Raw genomic sequence first — 16,291 nt, forward strand, 5'->3', positions numbered from 1 at the left:
CAGCAGCGCACTCCTACGGCACGGTAACCGTGCGGTCACGGACCGGACGCAAAAAGTCACCGCACGCCCCTCGTTTCGGCTGTGTGTCGTACTCCACACTGGGTTCCGGTGCCTGAGTCCTCGGAGCGCGGCCGACCCGTCCCCCATGGGTCCGAGATCCCCGCGGTTCCGCTCGATGAGTTGGGGATGGACGGCGGAGAGGCCGCCCGCGCCATCCCAGACGTACCGCTGCCGCACGTCCGGGCAGCGACATTCCTGGAGGTCGCCCCCGTGCAGACCCAGACCCTCGTACAGAACGACACCGGTACGGCCATCGGTACCGGCGGCGCGGAGCCGGACCCGGAGACCGATGTGATCACCGCGGTGCCCGCCCAGAGCCGCGCCGCGCACCACCCCGAGGCGACCCCGGACGACCCGCCCGAGCTCGACGGGCCGCCGTCCGCCGGGCCGGAGGCCGTCGGGCCGGCCGACGTCGCCGAGCCGGACCCGGTGGAACTGCCGCGCGTGCGCCCGGACACCAGCGGCCCGTCCTCGGACCTGTTCCGCCAGTACCTGCGCGAGATCGGCCGCATCCCCCTGCTGACGGCCGTGGAGGAGGTGGAGCTGGCCCGCCGCGTCGAGGCCGGCCTCTTCGCCGAGGAGCGGCTCGGCACCGCCTCCGACCTCGACACCCGGCTCGCCCTCGACCTCGACCGGCTCGTCGTCATGGGCCGCATGGCCAAACGCCGCCTCATCGAGGCGAACCTGCGGCTCGTCGTGTCGGTGGCCAAGCGGTACGTCGGCCGCGGCCTGACCATGCTCGACCTGGTCCAGGAGGGGAACCTGGGCCTCATCCGGGCCGTCGAGAAGTTCGACTACGCGCGCGGCTACAAGTTCTCGACGTACGCGACCTGGTGGATCCGCCAGGCCATGTCCCGCGCCCTCGCCGACCAGGCCCGCACGATCCGCGTCCCCGTCCACGTCGTCGAGCTGATCAACCGGGTCGTGCGCGTGCAGCGCCGCATGCTCCAGGAACGCGGGTACGAGCCCACGCCGGACGAGGTGGCCGCCCACCTCGACCTCGCCCCCGAGCGGGTCAGCGAGGTACTGCGCCTCGCCCAGGAACCGGTCTCCCTGCACGCCCCCGTGGGCGAGGAGGACGACGTGGCCCTGGGCGACCTCATCGAGGACGGCGACGCGGCGAGCCCCGTGGAGTCGGCGGCGTTCCTGCTGCTCCGGGAGCACCTGGAGGCCGTCCTGTCCACCCTCGGTGAGCGCGAACGCAAGGTGGTCCAGCTCCGCTACGGCCTCGCCGACGGCCGCCCCCGCACGCTGGAGGAGATAGGCCGCATCTTCGGCGTCACCCGCGAACGCATCAGGCAGATCGAGTCCAAGACCCTCAACAAACTCCGCGACCACGCCTTCGCGGACCAGCTGCGGGGTTACCTGGACTGAGGGGTGTCGTCGTCGGGCGCGGGCCCGGTGGGGCTTCCCGCGCAGTTCCCCGCGCCCCTGAAAAAGCGGGGCCGCGCCCCTGCCTTTCCACGGGCCCGCAGGGCCCGTGTCCTTGGGGGCGCGGGGAACTGCGCGACCAGCCCCCACCCACCCGCGCCCGACGACGCACCTCTCCGCCCACCCCCTCAGTCCACCTCGGCGACCGCCTCCGCGAACTGCGCCTTGTACAGCCGCGCATAGGCCCCACCTGAGGCCAGCAACTCCTCGTGCGCCCCCTGCTCCACGATCGCCCCGTTCTCCATCACCAGAATCGTGTCCGCGTCCCGGATCGTCGACAGCCGGTGCGCGATCACGAACGAGGTCCGCCCGTGCGCCAACTTGGCCATCGCCTTCTGGATCAGCACCTCCGTACGCGTGTCCACCGAGGACGTCGCCTCGTCCAGCACCAGGATCACCGGGTCCGACAGGAACGCCCGAGCGATCGTGATGAGCTGCTTCTCACCCGCGCTCACCCCGGTCCCCTCGTCGTCGATCACGGTGTCGTACCCGTCCGGCAACGTGCGCACGAACCGGTCCGCGTGCGCGGCCCGGGCCGCCTCCTCGATCTCCCCGCGCGTCACCTTCCGCGACGCGGACGCCCCGTACGCGATGTTCTCCGCGATGGTCCCGCCGAACAGCCAGGTGTCCTGGAGCACCATCCCTATGCCGTCCCGCAGTTCGTCCCGCGACATGGACGCGATGTCGACGCCGTCGAGCGTGATCCGCCCCCCGGTGACCTCGTAGAACCGCATCAACAGGTTGACCAGCGTGGTCTTCCCCGCGCCCGTCGGCCCCACGATCGCGACCGTGTGCCCCGGCTCGACCGTCAGTGACAGATCCTCGATCAGCGGCTTGTCGGCCTCGTACCGGAAGGAGACGTTCTCCAGCGCGACCCGCCCCCGCAGCTCCTCCGGGCGCACGCCGGGCACCGCGTCGGCCTCCTGCTCCTCCGCGTCGAGCAGTTCGAAGATCCGCTCGGCGGAGGCGACCCCGGACTGCACCAGGTTCGCCATCGAGGCGACCTGCGTCAGCGGCATCGAGAACTGCCGCGAGTACTGGATGAACGCCTGCACGTCACCGATGGACAGGGCACCCGAGGCCACCCGCAGTCCGCCCACCACCGCGACCAGCACATAGTTGATGTTCGACACGAAAAACATCAGCGGCTGCATGATCCCGCTGTTGAACTGGGCCTTGAACCCGGCCTCGTACAGCCGCTCGTTCTCCTCGGCGAACTGCTGCGCCGACTCCTCCTGACGCCCGAACACCTTCACGAGCGTGTGCCCGGTGTACATCTCCTCGATGTGCGCGTTGAGCTTGCCCGTCACCCGCCACTGCGCCACGAAGTGCGGCTGCGACCGCTTGCCGACCCGCGTGGCCACCAGGAACGACACCGGCACGGTCACCAGCGCGACCAGCGCCAGCAGCGGTGACACCCAGAACATCATCACCAGCACGCCGATGATGGTGAGCAGCGAGTTGACCAGCTGCCCCATCGACTGCTGGAGCGTCTGGCCGATGTTGTCGATGTCGTTGGTCGCCCGGCTCAGCACCTCGCCGCGCTGGCGCTTGTCGAAGTACGACAGCGGCAGCCGCGACAGCTTCGCCTGCAGCTCCTCGCGCATGTGGTAGACGGTCCGGTTGATCGCCCGGTTGGAGAGCCGGGTCGCCGCCGCCATCAGCAGCCCCGCCACCAGGAAGATGCCGAGGGCAACCAGCAGTACCGTGCCGACGGCGTCGAAGTCGATGCCCTTGCCCGGGGTGAAGTCCGTGCCCGACAGCATGTCCGCGACCGCGCCGTCCCCGCGCTCGCGCATGGAGGCCAGCACTTCCGCCTTCGTCGCGCCCGCCGGCATCTCCCGCCCGACGACACCCGCGAAGACGAGGTCGGTCGCCCGGCCCAGAATGTACGGCCCCAGCACCGACAGACCGACGCTGAGCACCGCGCACACGATCATCGCGTACATGGTGAGGCGCTCGGGCCTGAACTGCGCGAGCAGCCGTTTCCCGGACCCCTTGAAGTCCATGGAGTGCTGGTCGGGGGCCCCGGCCCCCGCCATCCGTGCCAACGGCCCGGCCATCAGGCTGCCTCCGCTTCCGTGAGCTGGGAGAGGACGATCTCCCGGTACGTCTCGTTGTCGGCCATCAGCTCGTGGTGGCGTCCGGTGCCGACGACCCGGCCCTCGTCGAGGACCACGATGCGGTCGGCGTCCCGGATGGTCGCCACCCGCTGGGCCACGATCACCACGGTCGCGTCGGCGGTCTCCCGCCCCAGCGCCGCGCGCAGGGCGGCGTCGGTCGCGTAGTCCAGCGCGGAGAAGGAGTCGTCGAACAGATAGATCTCCGGCCGCTGCACCAGCGTCCGCGCGATCGCGAGCCGCTGCCGCTGGCCGCCGGACACGTTCGTCCCGCCCTGTGCGATGGGGGAGTCGAGCCCGTTCTCCAGCCCCTCGACGAACTCCTTGGCCTGCGCCACCTCCAGCGCGTGCCACAGCTCCTCGTCGGTGGCGTCCGGATTGCCGTACCGCAGGTTCGTCGCCACGGTCCCCGAGAAGAGGTACGGCTTCTGCGGCACCAGCCCCACGGTCCTGGCCAGCAGCCGCGGATCGAGCGTCCGTACGTCGACGCCGTCCACCAGCACCTCGCCCTCGGTGACGTCGAACAGCCGGGGCACCAGCCCGAGCAGCGTCGACTTCCCGCTGCCCGTCGACCCGATGACGGCGGTCGTCTCACCGGGCCGGGCGACGACCTCGATCGACCGGAGCACCGGCTCCTCGGCACCCGGATAGCGGAAGCCCGCGCCCCGCACCTCCAGGAACCCGTGCCTGCGCAGCTCCCGGACGGGTGCGACCGGCGGCACCACACTGGTGTCGGTGTCGAGCACCTCCTGGATGCGCTCGGCGCACACCTCCGCGCGCGGCATCATCATGAACATGAAGGTGGCCATCATCACGGCCATCACGATCTGCATCAGATAGGCGAGGAACGCGGTGAGCGCGCCGATCTCCATCCCGCCGCTGTCGATGCGATGGGCACCGAACCACACCACCGCGATCGACGACAGGTTGATGACGGTCATCACGATCGGGAACATCAGCGCCAGCATCCGCCCGGTACCGAGGGACACCTCCGTCAGCTCGACGTTCGCCTTCCGGAACCGGTCCTTCTCGTAGTCGTCCCGCACGAACGCGCGGATCACCCGGTTGCCGGTGATCTGCTCCCGCAGCACCCGGTTCACGGTGTCCAGCCGCTCCTGCATGGCACGGAACAGGGGACGCAGCCGCCGCACGATCAGGCTGACCGAGATGCCGAGCACCGGTACGACGGCGAGCAGCACCCCCGACAGCGGCACGTCCAGCCCGAGCGCCAGCACGATGCCGCCGACGCACATGATCGGCGCCGACACCACCAGCGTGAATGTCATGAGCACCAGCATCTGCACCTGCTGGACGTCGTTCGTCGTCCGCGTGATCAGCGACGGGGCCCCGAAGTGACCGACCTCACGCGCCGAGAACGACTGGACCCGGTCGAACACGGCCGCCCGGATGTCCCGGCCCACCGCCGAGGCGGTGCGGGCGCCGTAGTACACGGCACCGATGTTGCAGACGACCTGCACCAGCGAGATACCGATCATCAGCGCGCCGAAGGACAGGATGTAGCCCGTGTCCCCCTCCACCACGCCCTTGTCGATGATGTCCGCGTTCAGCGTGGGCAGGTAGAGCGTGGCGCACGTCTGCACGAACTGCAGCAGCACCAGCAGGGTGATCGGTGTCCGGTAAGGACGGAGATGACTTCTCAGCAATCGTATGAGCACGCGAGATCTCTCGGGGTCGAGGAAGGGGTTCGGGACGCACCACCCCCCATCGTCGGACACTCCCCCCGCGTTACCTCAACCGAATTAACCCGACGGTGAAGCCTTGACGCTTTGATGACCGAAGCGCGCAGCGGCCGCGGGCCATCGCCGCGACCACGTCCTCAGGCCCTGACTGCCCCTGGCTCAGGCCCTGAACGCCCCGGGGTGGGTCTGCTCGCGCACCGCCACGTACTGCTGCCGCACCGCCTGCCCCACCGCCAACTCGTCCCCGGGATCCAGCACCTGCGCCGCCGCTCCCGGCCACATCGGTGGTGTACGCGGATCGAGCGCTCCCTGCGAGACCCCGAGCGCCCAGGCGGCCTGACGCGCGGCGCCCACCGCCGCGTAGTCCGCCGGCTGCGGCACCACCACCTGCACCCCGAACAGCGCCGGCGCCGCCGCCTGCACGGCCGGCAACTCCGCCGCCGCGCCCAGCAGGAAGATCCGCCGTACGTCGACGCCCCGGCCGCGCAGCACGTCCAGCGCGTCCGCGAGCCCGCACAGCATGCCCTCGAACGCGGCCCGCGCGAAGTGCTCCGGCTTCATCGACTCCCGCCGCAGGCCGGCCAGCGTTCCCGCCGTGTGCGGCAGATTCGGCGTCCGCTCACCCTCCAGGTAGGGCAGCATCACCAGCCCGTGCGCCCCCGGCGTCGACTTCATCGCCAGATCGGACAGCGCCTCCAGATCGGGCACGCCCAGCAGCTCGGTGGCCCCGCGCAACGTCCGTACGGCGTTGAGCGTGGTGACGACCGGCAGATGCATCCCCGTGGCGTCGGCCAGCGAGGTGATCATCCCGGAGGAGTCGACGAGCGCCTGCGTGTGCACGGCCATGACGGACCCGGAGGCCCCCAGCGACACCACCGCGTCCCCGAGCCCGATGCCGAGCCCGAACGCGGCGGCCATGGTCTCCCCGGTGCCGGCGGAGATGAGGAGCCCCTCCGGCGTCGTCCCGGCGGCGTCCGAGGGGCCCAGCACCTCGGGAAGCATGACCTGATGCCCGAGCGCCATCTCGACCAGATCGGTCCGGTACTGCCCGGTCGCCGCGTTCCAGTACCCGGTCCCGGACGCCCCGCCCCGGTCGGTGGTCCTCCTGACAGGCCGCCCCAGCAACTGCCAGACCAGCCAGTCGTGCGCCTGCAGCAGGACGGCCGTCCGCATCGCGGCGTCCGGTTCCGTACGGCTCATCCAGCGCAGCTTCGTCACCGGCTGCGCCGCCCCCGGCACGCAGCCCACCGCCTCCGCCCACGCGCCGCGCCCGCCGAGCGCGTCGACGAGGTCGGCCGCCGCGACCTGGGTCCGCTTGTCGCCGCCGACCATCGCCGGGCGCACGCTGTTGCCCTGGGCGTCCAGCGCGATCAGCCCGTTCTGCTGGGACGAGACCCCGATGGCCTGCACCCCCTCCAGCAGCCCGCCGCCGGCCGCCTCGCCCAGGGACAGCAGCCAGGCCTGCGGGTCGACGTCCGCCGGACGCCCCCCGTGCTCCGCCGGCTCCAACGGGTGCGGGGCATACCCCTGCCTGAGCACGGCCCCTGTGTCCGAGTCACAGACGACAATGCGCGTAAAATCGGGCGAACTGTCCAGCCCGGCGACTATCCCCATGGCAGAAATTCTGCCGCACCGGAAGGGGTGGGGGCGCCGCGAGACGGTCCGGCCGACTCGATCCGGTCCCTAGGTATTGCTCGTTCCCCAGTCGTCCGCGGCGGAGCCGTTGGCGTTGCGTTCCCGCAGCGAGCGCACCCGCTCGGCGACCAGGTCGGGCATCCGGTCCCCGACCTTCTCGCTGACCACGTGGTACGCCTTGCCCGCGTAGACGCGCCCCTGCTGGGCGGCCGACTCGGCGGTGTTGCGCACCGCGGGGTTCTGCGCGACCTGGCGCGCGGACTTCTTCAACTGCTCGTAGCGTTCGCGTCCGGCCTTGGTGCCCAGTACGTAGCCCAGGGCCAGTCCGGCAAAGAACGTGAGCCGATAGCGCATGGCGGCCACCCTTCCCTTACGTCTGCGTCGGTCCCTTGCGTGCCCTGCGCGGGCGACGGGCGCGGGGGATACCGATTGGCGGAGCACCCCCCTGCTTGCGCTAATGTATGTGTCGCAGCGAGCGCACGCCCCCTGGCGAATACCCAGGGAGGTACGTTCGATGCAGCGAGGCAATCCTCCGTAGCTCAATTGGCAGAGCAGCCGGCTGTTAACCGGCAGGTTACTGGTTCGAGTCCAGTCGGGGGAGCTTCGATCTTCCGTAGCTCAATTGGCAGAGCAGCCGGCTGTTAACCGGCAGGTTACTGGTTCGAGTCCAGTCGGGAGAGCAGTGAGGAAGGACCCCGTCGGGGTCCTTTTTCATGTCCGGGGGAACCGCGTGCGCGCCGCCGAAGTCCTCAAGGTCAAGAAGCGCATGCGAAGGCCGACCATCCGAAGCAGGAGATCGTATGAGCGGCTATGCTGCGGCAGACGGCGCGCACACATGTACGCGACACGCCGTACGGGGCGGTAGCTCAGCCGGTTAGAGCAGCGGACTCATAATCCGTCGGCCGTGGGTTCGAGTCCCACCCGCCCCACCCTGCAATACCCGTGGAGAATCGATCTGACCAGCAACTTTGCTGGCAGGTCGGGCGAGTTGGGGGATCTTGGCGGCCCTAGTTGATCATGGATTCATGATCCTGAGGCCGGATTGAGGCCGGAGGTCACGCGGCGGCGCGCATTCCCTCATCTGGGCCATCGTCATCGACATCGGGGTCGCTCTCCGAGGTGTCGCGCTGGTCCTTCAGCTCGGAGGGCTCACCCTGTTTGGGATCTTGCTTCCGTGACCGAGGCACGACTGCATTCGTGGATTCCGCCTCGGCGGTCATGAGCTGAGGCAGGACGCTCGTATACGTGTCCGAGGTGATCTGACGGGAGCTGTGGCCCAGCCGCTCCTGGACGACCTTGATGTCTGCCTTGCCCAGCAGAGCCAGCGTTGCCGACAGGTGCCGGGTGTCGTGCAGGCGAATCGGAGGGAGGCCGGACAGCTCGACGAGTCGGTTGAACCGACGACTTATCCAGTCGGGGTGCAGGGGCTCGCCGTCTTCGTGCGTCCAGACCCGGTTGCTCTCGACCCACGCCAGCTCCCCGGACCACTGCTCGCGCTCCGTGGCCTGGGTGACTCGCCATCTTGCCCACAGCCTGTTCGTCTGAGAGTCGAGGGTGACGGTGCGCACGCTGTCCTGCTTCGGAGCCTCGTCGTACTGCTGGTAAGCAATCTCAACGATCTGCGCGGAGATGCGGAACCACGAGCCGGTGAGACTCACCTCCGGCCAGGGCAGAGCGCACATCTCGCCGCGCCGAGGGCCACGGAAGATGAACGCGTGCCACATGGCGCAGAGGCGGTCGTCATTCACGAAATCGAGGAACTCGCCTGTCTGCTCCGGCGTCCAGACCATGACAGGGCTGGGCTTCTTGCCTGTCCGCTTCCACTCTTCGACCCGCTCCGCTGTCCAGACCAGAGCCTTGGGGCGCTTGACCGCCGGCAGCTCGACGAGCGCGGCCAGGTTGGTCGCATACTCGCCGCGTTTGATCCCGCTGCCCAGAAACGAGCTGAGGGTGGCGTTGATGCGGTGCATCGTCGGGGCGCTGGTGATCTTCTCCTTGCCCTTGCGGCCCTCGCGGAAGGCAGCGTTGGCGTCGAGGTAGGCCTGACGCGCGACGCGGCGCTCCTGCTTCCTCCCCGCGGCACGTACCCAGGCTGTGTAGGCGGCGTCGCGAGCCTCCTGCAGCTCGATCACCCTCGCGTGGTGGATGAGCCGCTCGGCGTTCTCCCGCTCGATCGCGTCGTACATGGCCTCGACGTGGCGCAGCTTGAGGTCGCGCCGCTTGATGTGGCCGAGGTGAGGTTTGAGGTAGAGCCTCACGTGCTCCTCGTACCCATGGCGCGTCGTACGGGCCAGACCCTTCTTACGCTTGAGCCACGCGCCCAGGTCCTCACCGACCGTGGCGTTGCTGAGGACGTCGGCGCCACCGATCAGATCACGGTAGACCTCAGCCGCCTTGGTCTCCGCCCTGTCTTTCGTGGCGAATCCCCCGCGCCGCACGCGCTGACGCTCTCCGCCCTCGCCCGCTTCGAGTTCCATGGTGAAGTACCAGGTGCCGTGCCCCTTTCGCCGGAGTTTCGGGCAGCTTGCTCCGAGCATGCGCAGCTTCGGAGCGCCGGCGTCGTCGAGCTTCGGAGTGCCGTCGGTATTGACGGCTGGTTCCTGGCACGCGCAGCGCCGGTAATAGGTGGGGTTGAACACGTATCTCCCCTTCGTGGCCTTCGGTTGTGGACCTTCTGTGTCGGTCCTTGTCGAACCGATGTCTATCTTGCCCCAACACTCCAGTGTTGGAGTATTCTTATGGCACGTTGGCGTGGGGGAGAACGCGACAACGGGAATGACAACGAAGGACGCATCTGTAGCTACGGACGCCGGGGTCAGTTCGATGACCCTGGAGGAACTACTCGCGCTGCCGCCGACCGTGAACGTCGTGACGGCTGCGCGGGCGCTGGGGATCGGCACGCACAAGGCTTACAACTTGATCAAGGAGGGGACTTTCCCCGTGCAGACGCTCCCTCTGGGCGGCACGGTGAGAGTCCCTACCGCTGCACTCTGGCAAGTGCTTGGGGTGACGCCCCTGGTGCAGTGATCTGTGGAGCCCTGAGTCTGCCGGTCTCGCTGGGGCATAGTTCGGACATGTGCTGTGGCCTAGGATCAGGCGGCTACGGGCGCACGAGACGAGAACGGACCACCGCATGCCACGGCTCTACGGTTTCGATGACGCCTCACGTCGTCGGCTACGTGACGACGAAGTGGACCCGCTCCGCCAGATGGTGAGCCGGGCGCTGGCAGACCTGTCTGTGTCCAACGCGGACGTTGCGGTCTGGGCGAACGGTGAGGGCTACCGGGGAACGCTTGGCGGGGAGTGGAAGGACGCGTCGGTTGGACGTCTGTTTCGCAACCCAGCGATCGCTGGGCTGCGCTACGACGATGACGGCGAACTCGTCGACGCGGGTCACCCCGGAGCTATCACGCGCGAGGAGTTCGAAGCCCTCCTGGAACGGGAGAAGGCTCGCAGTACGAAGGATGCAGAGCCCGCGTACGACTATCTCCTGATTGGCGGGGGCTGCACCTGCGGCAAGTGCACACAGGACCTCGGAGGGGCCCGCACGAATTCGGGTACGCCCGGATACCGCTGTCGCCCGAAGGGCAAGAGCGGGCACGGAGGCTGCGGTGAGGTCCGGATTGATGCTGAGCTGTTGGAGGATCACGTCGGAGAGAACGTCGTGGCGGAACTCCTCAAGCCCGGCATCCGAGCCCAGATCGCCAAGGCCCAGGCCGCCGTGTGCAAGCAGGTTGAGAACCTCAAGCAGGACATCGAGGACCTGGAAGGCCGCCAGTCGGAGCTGGGGAGGCTCTACGGCAACCGCGAGATCAGTAGCGAGGCGCTGGTGGCCGGAGAGCGCGAGATCGCGGCCAATCTCAAGGACATCCGTTCGCGCCTCCGGTACGCGGAACAGATGGCGAACTTCTCACTCGGCCATGCCAAGGATCTGGTGAAGTGGTGGCACTCTGCACCCACCGCGTCGAAGAAGGCCATTACGCTGCTCCTCTTGGAGAAGATCGAGGTGTTCCCCGCGAGTGCCCGCGGCGTCCGGACAATCGAGCCGGGGCGGGTTGTCCTCCACTGGCGCAAGCTGTCCGGCATGTCAGCCGGCTGAGGCTGTCACGCGCGATGCGAGCCGCCTGCCTACCATCGCCATGGTCAGCCCTGTGATCAGTGAGATCACGGCGAGTCCGGCCAGGAGTGGGGAGACGATCTCCTCGTACCGTAGCGGCCACGGGTGGCCCAAGTAGTGGGTCACCAGGTATGACCCCTTGCTGGCGGCGTAGGCCACGCCGAGGAGTGCGGAGATCGACGACAGGCCGAGACCCCGGGCTGACCAGGCGTGTCCGGCGCGTCGGGCAACGAGAGCCATCCCGGTGCAGAGGAACGCGATCTCGCCGCAGGTGATCGCTACATAGCCGAGGTAGATCATGAGGTAGACGGTGACGCCTGGCACGACGGCGAATTCGGTCGTGAACTCCACGCTCTCATCGGTGGTGTTGACGAACAGCGGCAGCATCGCCGTCAGGACGCACACCGCCAATGCGATGCGTGCGTACAGGCTGGCCTTCAACACCTCGTGGTTGTAGGACCAGTCCACCATCATCAGCTGAAGACTGCCGCACCACACGACTGCGCAGATATGCGCTCCGAGCTTGGCGGCGTTGTTCATCCCCGTCGCAGACTCGATCGCGTCCTCTATGGCAGGGACGGCGAAGGTGACACCCACCGTGCAGATGCCGATGGCCACAGCTCGGGTGAAACGGGCTACGCGGTAGTCGCTTCGGTCACGCTGACGCCAGGCTTCCCGAGCGGAGAGCACGGTGCCCACCAGGCCGATCAGAGCGCACAGGCCGAAGACTAGGCCGTCCATTTGGTTCAGGTTCCTTCCAAGTCAGAGACGGCACGCTCAGCCGCTTCGGCGAAGCTGAGGCGCCTCCGCCGGCCAGGCCGCGGTGGTTCCGGGGCAGGCGGAAGAGGCTCGGGCACCTCTGGGACGGCGAGATCACTGTGCCCGTGTCGCAGACGGATCTCACGTGCGGCCTCCAGAAGTTCGGCAGCTCCGGTGTCACCCAGATCATGGATGAGTCGAAGTGCCTCGCGTGCGTCTTGGTACTCCTCATAGACCGACAGGGACGTCAATCCGTTGTAACCGGGGAGTAGGTAAGCTACCGGAGAGTTCAACGCCCTTGCGAGGCCGCCAAGTTGGGCGCTCGTGGGGTTCGACTTGACGCCGTTCAGGAGCTCGTTCACGACTTGGTGCGTCATCGCGGGCTTGCCGCCAGGGGACTCGGCCGTGGCGGCAGCGATGTCGCGCGTGCTCGGGGTCTTCCCGTCAGCTCTGCGCTTCCTGCTGACAAGGACAGCCAGTTTGCTGGAGAGGGGGATGTCCGGGCCGAACGGCATGGTGCTGGCTACTCCTAGTGGTGCGGCAGGCCCGACCTGGCGCGGGACGATGGACGTGGTGCGCACTCAGTATCACCGAGGGGCGTGAGTGGCTGGCGAGACAGCGCAATGTCTATGTTGGTTGACAATAGGTAACGCTCGAAGCAAGATCTAGAACGTCAGGCGTAGTAAGCGCGTGCTCGGCATGCGGGGCCTCCACCCCTCTACCGCCTCCTTGGGTGCAGGATCATGACGGGCATCCATCTGGGCCTCGATGTGTGCCGCTAACTCGCCTGTGTGGGGATCTAAGTGGGCCGGGCTCGTTACGGAGGCGGAACGCTGCAACGCGGGAGGGTACGGGTGGGGATCGAGCTGGATCGAGTGCTAGCCCGACTGAAGGAGTCGGGCGGCGCAGAGAACGTCATCCTGGATGACGAGGCTGCGTTCGCCGCACTGGGGGCCTTAGCGATCGTCGACCCGACACGGGTCGGCTGTGGCGTGGAGTGTGCGAGCGACGCTGCTGCGAGTTGATCTACGCGAGTAGTCGAGAGCGGGTCCCGTGGGGGCCCGCTCCTGCGCGTCTGACCTGCAAAAACTTCCCGAAAATTGTGGACCTCCCACCTGAATGCATATAGAATAGAACCAGAAGGAGGGGGAAAGAAGAAACCCCCGTCGACCTCTTGGAGATCAAAATGTCGCAGAAGTTCGCCACCCTGAAGATGCGCCAGATCCACCGCAACCCGAACCAGCCCCGCAAGACCTTCGACGAGGACGCGCTGAACGAGCTGGCCGAGTCGATCAAGCAGCACGGCCTGCTCCAGCCGATCGTCGTCCGGAAGGTGGCGGAGGGCTACGAGCTCGTGGCCGGCGAGCGCCGCTTCCGCGCTAACGAACTCGCGGACAACATCACCATCGAGGCGAAGATCCTGCTGCCCGACGGTGAGTCCGAGATCAGCGACATGGACTCCTTCGAGAAGGCCATGGCCGAGAATCTCAACCGCGAGGACATGCTCCCGCTGGAAGAGGCGCGCGGCTTCAAGAAGGTCCTGGACGAGAAGTACGACGGAGACCCTGCCTGCGTCGCCAAAGTCGCCAAGACCTTTTCCAAGTCGGTCCAGTTCGTCAACCAGCGCCTGACCCTGCTCGCCCTGCGCCCGGAGATCCAGGCGGCCGTCGACCTCGGGCACATCGGCACTCAGGCCGCCGTCCAGATCGCCGCGCTCTCGAAGGACAACCAGAAGGCGGTCTTCCAGGACTGGAAGAAGGGCGACAAGAGCGACAACCAGCTCGTCCACATCGCCTACGCCATGCGCAAGCAGGAGAAGGCGGCCAAGCAGGACTCCATGGTCGACGTCGAAGAGATGACCCCCGAGGAGAAGGCCGAGCGGAGTCGCGCACAGGCCAAGACCAAGAGCGACCTCGACGCGATCGAGGGGATGTGGGAGCTGCTGGACAGCATCGGCAAGGCGGACCCCATGGAACTGGCCCGCACCCTGGCGGGGGAGGTCGGCAAGCGGCTTGAGCAGATGGACCGAGTCTCGGACGTCTTGCAGAAGGCCCGCTTCCAGCTCCGTCAGGCGAAGGCGCACGCCGACGCCAGCGAGATCATGGTCAACCCCGACGCCGCAGCGCCCGACCTGGTGGCCGAGGCCGAGGCCGTACTCGCCCAGGTGGACCCGGCTGCGGGCGACGCCGAGTCGGAGGCGCAGGCCGAGCCCGGCCCGGAGTCGGAGGTCGCCCCGGCCGATGCCGACGCGGAGACCGAGAGCCCGGCGGAGCCGGAGGAGGACGGCGCCGAGGTTGAGGCGGCGGCCGAGCCGGTCGCCGTCGCTGCCTGACCCGTCCGTCCCGGGGCGGCCCAAGAGGGCCGCCCCCATCTCGATGGAGCCCCACAGTGATGAACGCCATCCCGACCATGCGCAACATCAACCGCAACCTGTTCGACGTGCCAGCCTCGGCCAATGCCCTTGAGGAGTACGACTCCGACGTGGCCGAACTCGTGCGCGAGGCTGCGAGGCACCTGTTCAAGGCGCGCCGCGACAACGACGGAGCCGCCCTGAACGAGGCATACAACCTCACCCTGATCGCCGCCTCCGACCTCATGAAGGGCGCCGGTAGTTCGGTGTACGTGCGTACCCACCTCATGGTCACTGCCCGCCTGGTCGAGCTCGAAGCGGCCCTGCTCGCCGCCGAGGCCAAGACTGCCAGCGAGTGAGGAAACGACCGTGAAGATAGATACCGACGTTCTCAAGGTCATCCGCTCCGCCACGGTCGACGGCCTGACGCTCCGTCTCAACGGCACGCTCGACCGCAAACTGTACGACCGGGTCAAACTGGCCCTTCAGGCGGTCGGTGGCACCTGGAACCGTTACCAGCGCGCTCACATCTTCCCCTTCGCCGCTGCCGACGCCATCGCGGGACTGCTCGCCACTGGCGAGGTGATCACCGACGTCGACCGCGGGTACTTCCCCACACCGAAACCCCTTGTCGAACAGCTTCTGGACCTGGCGGAACTCGAAGCCGGTTGCGAGGTGTTGGAGCCGTCGGCCGGACGCGGTGCCATCGCCAAGGCCGCAGCTGCTCGTGGTGTTGTGGTCGACTGCATCGAACTCGACACCGCTCGCGCCGAGCACATCCGCGCCGACGGCTACGCCCGTGAGGTCACGAACGCCGACTTCCTCAGCGTGAAGGTGGAGCGCCGCTACCAGAGGGTCATCATGAACCCGCCGTTCGCTGACCGGCAGGACATCCGGCACGTTGAACGGGCACTGCGCTTCGTTCAGCCGGGCGGCCTGGTCGTCGCGGTCATGCTGGGCAGCCTCTCCTTCCGGACCGACCGTCTGACGAAGGACTTCAGGACCCGTGTGCAGGAGGCGCGCGGGACCATCACGGACCTGCCTGACGACGCCTTCCCGGATGTGGGTGTGCGTACGGTGATTGCCGTCATCCCGGCCCGGGAGGCCGCGCCGCCTCCACGCTTCAACCCCCGGGCGCCCAGGCCCGAGGACTTCACCACGAGGCCTGCGGCGGCCCAGCAGGGTCTGTTCTTCACGGACGCGCCGACGGCGCACGGCACTGCGCCCTTCGACGGGTTCGAGTACGGGGCTGCACCATGGCTAGAGATAGATCCCAACACTGATGCGTGATACGTTCTATCTCGTTGGTGAGTGCGGCCTTAGCCGAGGAACCGGCTCACCAACGTGCCGTGGCATGCGGCACTCCCCTTCGGTGCCTGGCGGGTGGCCAATCCCCCGCGCCCTACCCGCCAGGCACCGGCCCCGCACCTGAGCGGAGCCACCGGAGCGCCGCCAAGATCCACGATCACGACCGGACCCGTCCCCGCCTCACGCCGGGGGCGGGTCCCCGTGCACTCAGGAGCGCCATGAACACAGAGGACTTCGCCGGGCACCCAGAGGATCGCGAGCTGTACGAACGTCTCCTCGTCGAGCGGGACGGGACGCCGATCAGGGCCCTCGCGGAACGTGACCCGGGCCTCGAAGTACCGGCAGACCCCGATCCAGACGCGACCCGGCACCCCGCGGGCCTTGATGCAGCCACAACTCCCCGACGACGAAAGCGACATGAAGCATGACCGCCAAGCAGACATCGCCCGTAGAGCCGGAGCACCGGACACCTCCCGTCCCCGGTGCGGTGTGGTGCCGATCCTGCGACTCCTGGTGCCTGCCAACCGGCATCTGCGGCTGCAACAACCGGTGATGCACGCCTTTCTGTGCCTGGTCGCCGACGTGATGGCCGTCGTGCTCATGGCGGTCATCGCCGTTGTCGTCTGGGTCGTTGTACAACTCGGCGGCGGCGGTGTCCTTCTTGCCAGCCTCTTGGCCTTCCCTGCCTGCGGGCTACTCGCCGACGCCATCCACCACGTTCAGCGATGGGCGTGCAGTCGGCGGCTGACGCACCAGCCGAACCCTCACCCTGGCGACGGCAGCGGCCCGGCGTGATCGTCTAGTCTGAACT

Annotated in this window: 14 protein-coding genes and 3 tRNA genes; 11 read left to right on the forward strand and 6 right to left on the reverse strand. The window is 67.9% G+C overall.

The window, feature by feature from the left end; translation table 11 throughout:
- Positions 1 to 108: 108 nt before the first annotated feature.
- Positions 109 to 1,434, forward strand: coding sequence for an RNA polymerase sigma factor (locus tag PYR72_RS32200; protein ID WP_275458526.1), 1,326 nt, complete (start codon positions 109 to 111; stop codon positions 1,432 to 1,434).
- Positions 1,435 to 1,619: 185 nt separating this feature from the next.
- On the opposite strand, the gene PYR72_RS32205 is transcribed toward PYR72_RS32200, so the two are convergent.
- From PYR72_RS32205 to PYR72_RS32220, 4 genes are all read right to left on the reverse strand, one after another.
- Positions 1,620 to 3,554, reverse strand: a complete 1,935-nt coding sequence (locus tag PYR72_RS32205; RefSeq protein ID WP_275458527.1) for an ABC transporter ATP-binding protein — start codon at positions 3,552 to 3,554, stop codon at positions 1,620 to 1,622.
- Complete coding sequence (locus tag PYR72_RS32210) at positions 3,554 to 5,287, reverse strand: ABC transporter ATP-binding protein (RefSeq protein ID WP_275458528.1); 1,734 nt, start codon at positions 5,285 to 5,287, stop codon at positions 3,554 to 3,556. The genes PYR72_RS32205 and PYR72_RS32210 overlap by 1 nt, the downstream gene beginning before the upstream one ends.
- A 183-nt stretch (positions 5,288 to 5,470) precedes the next feature.
- Complete coding sequence (locus PYR72_RS32215; protein ID WP_013003831.1) at positions 5,471 to 6,925, reverse strand: FGGY family carbohydrate kinase; 1,455 nt, start codon at positions 6,923 to 6,925, stop codon at positions 5,471 to 5,473.
- A 69-nt stretch (positions 6,926 to 6,994) separates the two neighbouring features.
- On the reverse strand, positions 6,995 to 7,300 hold the full coding sequence (locus tag PYR72_RS32220) for a YtxH domain-containing protein (protein ID WP_275458529.1): 306 nt from the start codon (positions 7,298 to 7,300) through the stop codon (positions 6,995 to 6,997).
- A gap of 174 nt (positions 7,301 to 7,474) precedes the next feature.
- Between PYR72_RS32220 and PYR72_RS32225 the strand changes: the two genes are divergently transcribed.
- The 3 genes from PYR72_RS32225 (at position 7,475) to PYR72_RS32235 (ending at position 7,875) form a co-directional block, all read left to right on the forward strand.
- A tRNA-Asn gene (locus PYR72_RS32225) sits at positions 7,475 to 7,547 on the forward strand.
- A gap of 6 nt (positions 7,548 to 7,553) precedes the next feature.
- A tRNA-Asn gene (locus PYR72_RS32230) sits at positions 7,554 to 7,626 on the forward strand.
- Positions 7,627 to 7,801: 175 nt separating this feature from the next.
- A tRNA-Ile gene (locus tag PYR72_RS32235) sits at positions 7,802 to 7,875 on the forward strand.
- Positions 7,876 to 8,001: 126 nt separating this feature from the next.
- Here the strand turns inward: PYR72_RS32235 and PYR72_RS32240 are convergent.
- On the reverse strand, positions 8,002 to 9,585 hold the full coding sequence (locus PYR72_RS32240; RefSeq protein WP_275458530.1) for a site-specific integrase: 1,584 nt from the start codon (positions 9,583 to 9,585) through the stop codon (positions 8,002 to 8,004).
- Between the two features lie 184 nt (positions 9,586 to 9,769).
- Between PYR72_RS32240 and PYR72_RS32245 the strand changes: the two genes are divergently transcribed.
- Together PYR72_RS32245 and PYR72_RS32250 are read left to right on the forward strand one after the other, a co-directional pair.
- Positions 9,770 to 9,973, forward strand: coding sequence for a DNA-binding protein (locus PYR72_RS32245; protein ID WP_275458531.1), 204 nt, complete (start codon positions 9,770 to 9,772; stop codon positions 9,971 to 9,973).
- Positions 9,974 to 10,079: 106 nt separating this feature from the next.
- Positions 10,080 to 11,045 (forward strand): recombinase family protein, encoded by a 966-nt coding sequence (locus tag PYR72_RS32250; protein ID WP_275458532.1) that lies wholly within the window; start codon positions 10,080 to 10,082, stop codon positions 11,043 to 11,045.
- Here PYR72_RS32250 and PYR72_RS32255 read toward each other — a convergent pair.
- Positions 11,034 to 11,804: a hypothetical protein gene (locus PYR72_RS32255; protein ID WP_275458533.1), complete on the reverse strand. Its 771-nt coding sequence runs from the start codon at positions 11,802 to 11,804 to the stop codon at positions 11,034 to 11,036. The two genes, PYR72_RS32250 and PYR72_RS32255, sit on opposite strands and share 12 nt — an antisense overlap.
- Positions 11,805 to 12,676: 872 nt before the next feature.
- Between PYR72_RS32255 and PYR72_RS32260 the strand changes: the two genes are divergently transcribed.
- The 5 genes from PYR72_RS32260 (at position 12,677) to PYR72_RS32280 (ending at position 16,275) form a co-directional block, all read left to right on the forward strand.
- Positions 12,677 to 12,847 carry a hypothetical protein gene (locus PYR72_RS32260; protein WP_275458534.1) on the forward strand — a complete coding sequence of 57 codons (171 nt, stop codon included), beginning with the start codon at positions 12,677 to 12,679 and terminating at the stop codon, positions 12,845 to 12,847.
- 161 nt (positions 12,848 to 13,008) lie between these two features.
- Positions 13,009 to 14,154, forward strand: a complete 1,146-nt coding sequence (locus tag PYR72_RS32265) for a ParB/RepB/Spo0J family partition protein (protein WP_275458535.1) — start codon at positions 13,009 to 13,011, stop codon at positions 14,152 to 14,154.
- A 59-nt stretch (positions 14,155 to 14,213) separates the two neighbouring features.
- Positions 14,214 to 14,531, forward strand: coding sequence for a hypothetical protein (locus tag PYR72_RS32270; RefSeq protein ID WP_275458536.1), 318 nt, complete (start codon positions 14,214 to 14,216; stop codon positions 14,529 to 14,531).
- A 10-nt stretch (positions 14,532 to 14,541) separates the two neighbouring features.
- Entirely contained in the window at positions 14,542 to 15,462 is a 921-nt protein-coding gene (locus PYR72_RS32275) for a class I SAM-dependent methyltransferase (RefSeq protein WP_275458537.1), read from the forward strand.
- A 435-nt stretch (positions 15,463 to 15,897) separates the two neighbouring features.
- Positions 15,898 to 16,275: a hypothetical protein gene (locus PYR72_RS32280; protein ID WP_275458538.1), complete on the forward strand. Its 378-nt coding sequence runs from the start codon at positions 15,898 to 15,900 to the stop codon at positions 16,273 to 16,275.
- Positions 16,276 to 16,291 lie beyond the last annotated feature (16 nt).

The sequence above is a fragment of the Streptomyces sp. VNUA24 genome, assembly GCF_029167005.1.
Lineage (GTDB): Bacteria > Actinomycetota > Actinomycetes > Streptomycetales > Streptomycetaceae > Streptomyces > Streptomyces scabiei.

What these genes read in the sequence shown, in the direction of transcription:
- PYR72_RS32205 (WP_275458527.1), bottom strand. Translation starts at nt 3,554, where the DNA reads ATGGCCGGGCCGTTGGCACGGATGGCGGGGGCCGGGGCCCCCGACCAG.
- PYR72_RS32250 (WP_275458532.1), top strand. Translation starts at nt 10,080, where the DNA reads ATGCCACGGCTCTACGGTTTCGATGACGCCTCACGTCGTCGGCTACGT.
- PYR72_RS32270 (WP_275458536.1), top strand. Translation starts at nt 14,214, where the DNA reads ATGAACGCCATCCCGACCATGCGCAACATCAACCGCAACCTGTTCGAC.
- PYR72_RS32220 (WP_275458529.1), bottom strand. Translation starts at nt 7,300, where the DNA reads ATGCGCTATCGGCTCACGTTCTTTGCCGGACTGGCCCTGGGCTACGTA.
- PYR72_RS32215 (WP_013003831.1), bottom strand. Translation starts at nt 6,925, where the DNA reads ATGGGGATAGTCGCCGGGCTGGACAGTTCGCCCGATTTTACGCGCATT.
- PYR72_RS32280 (WP_275458538.1), top strand. Translation starts at nt 15,898, where the DNA reads ATGAAGCATGACCGCCAAGCAGACATCGCCCGTAGAGCCGGAGCACCG.
- PYR72_RS32245 (WP_275458531.1), top strand. Translation starts at nt 9,770, where the DNA reads ATGACCCTGGAGGAACTACTCGCGCTGCCGCCGACCGTGAACGTCGTG.
- PYR72_RS32265 (WP_275458535.1), top strand. Translation starts at nt 13,009, where the DNA reads ATGTCGCAGAAGTTCGCCACCCTGAAGATGCGCCAGATCCACCGCAAC.
- PYR72_RS32255 (WP_275458533.1), bottom strand. Translation starts at nt 11,804, where the DNA reads ATGGACGGCCTAGTCTTCGGCCTGTGCGCTCTGATCGGCCTGGTGGGC.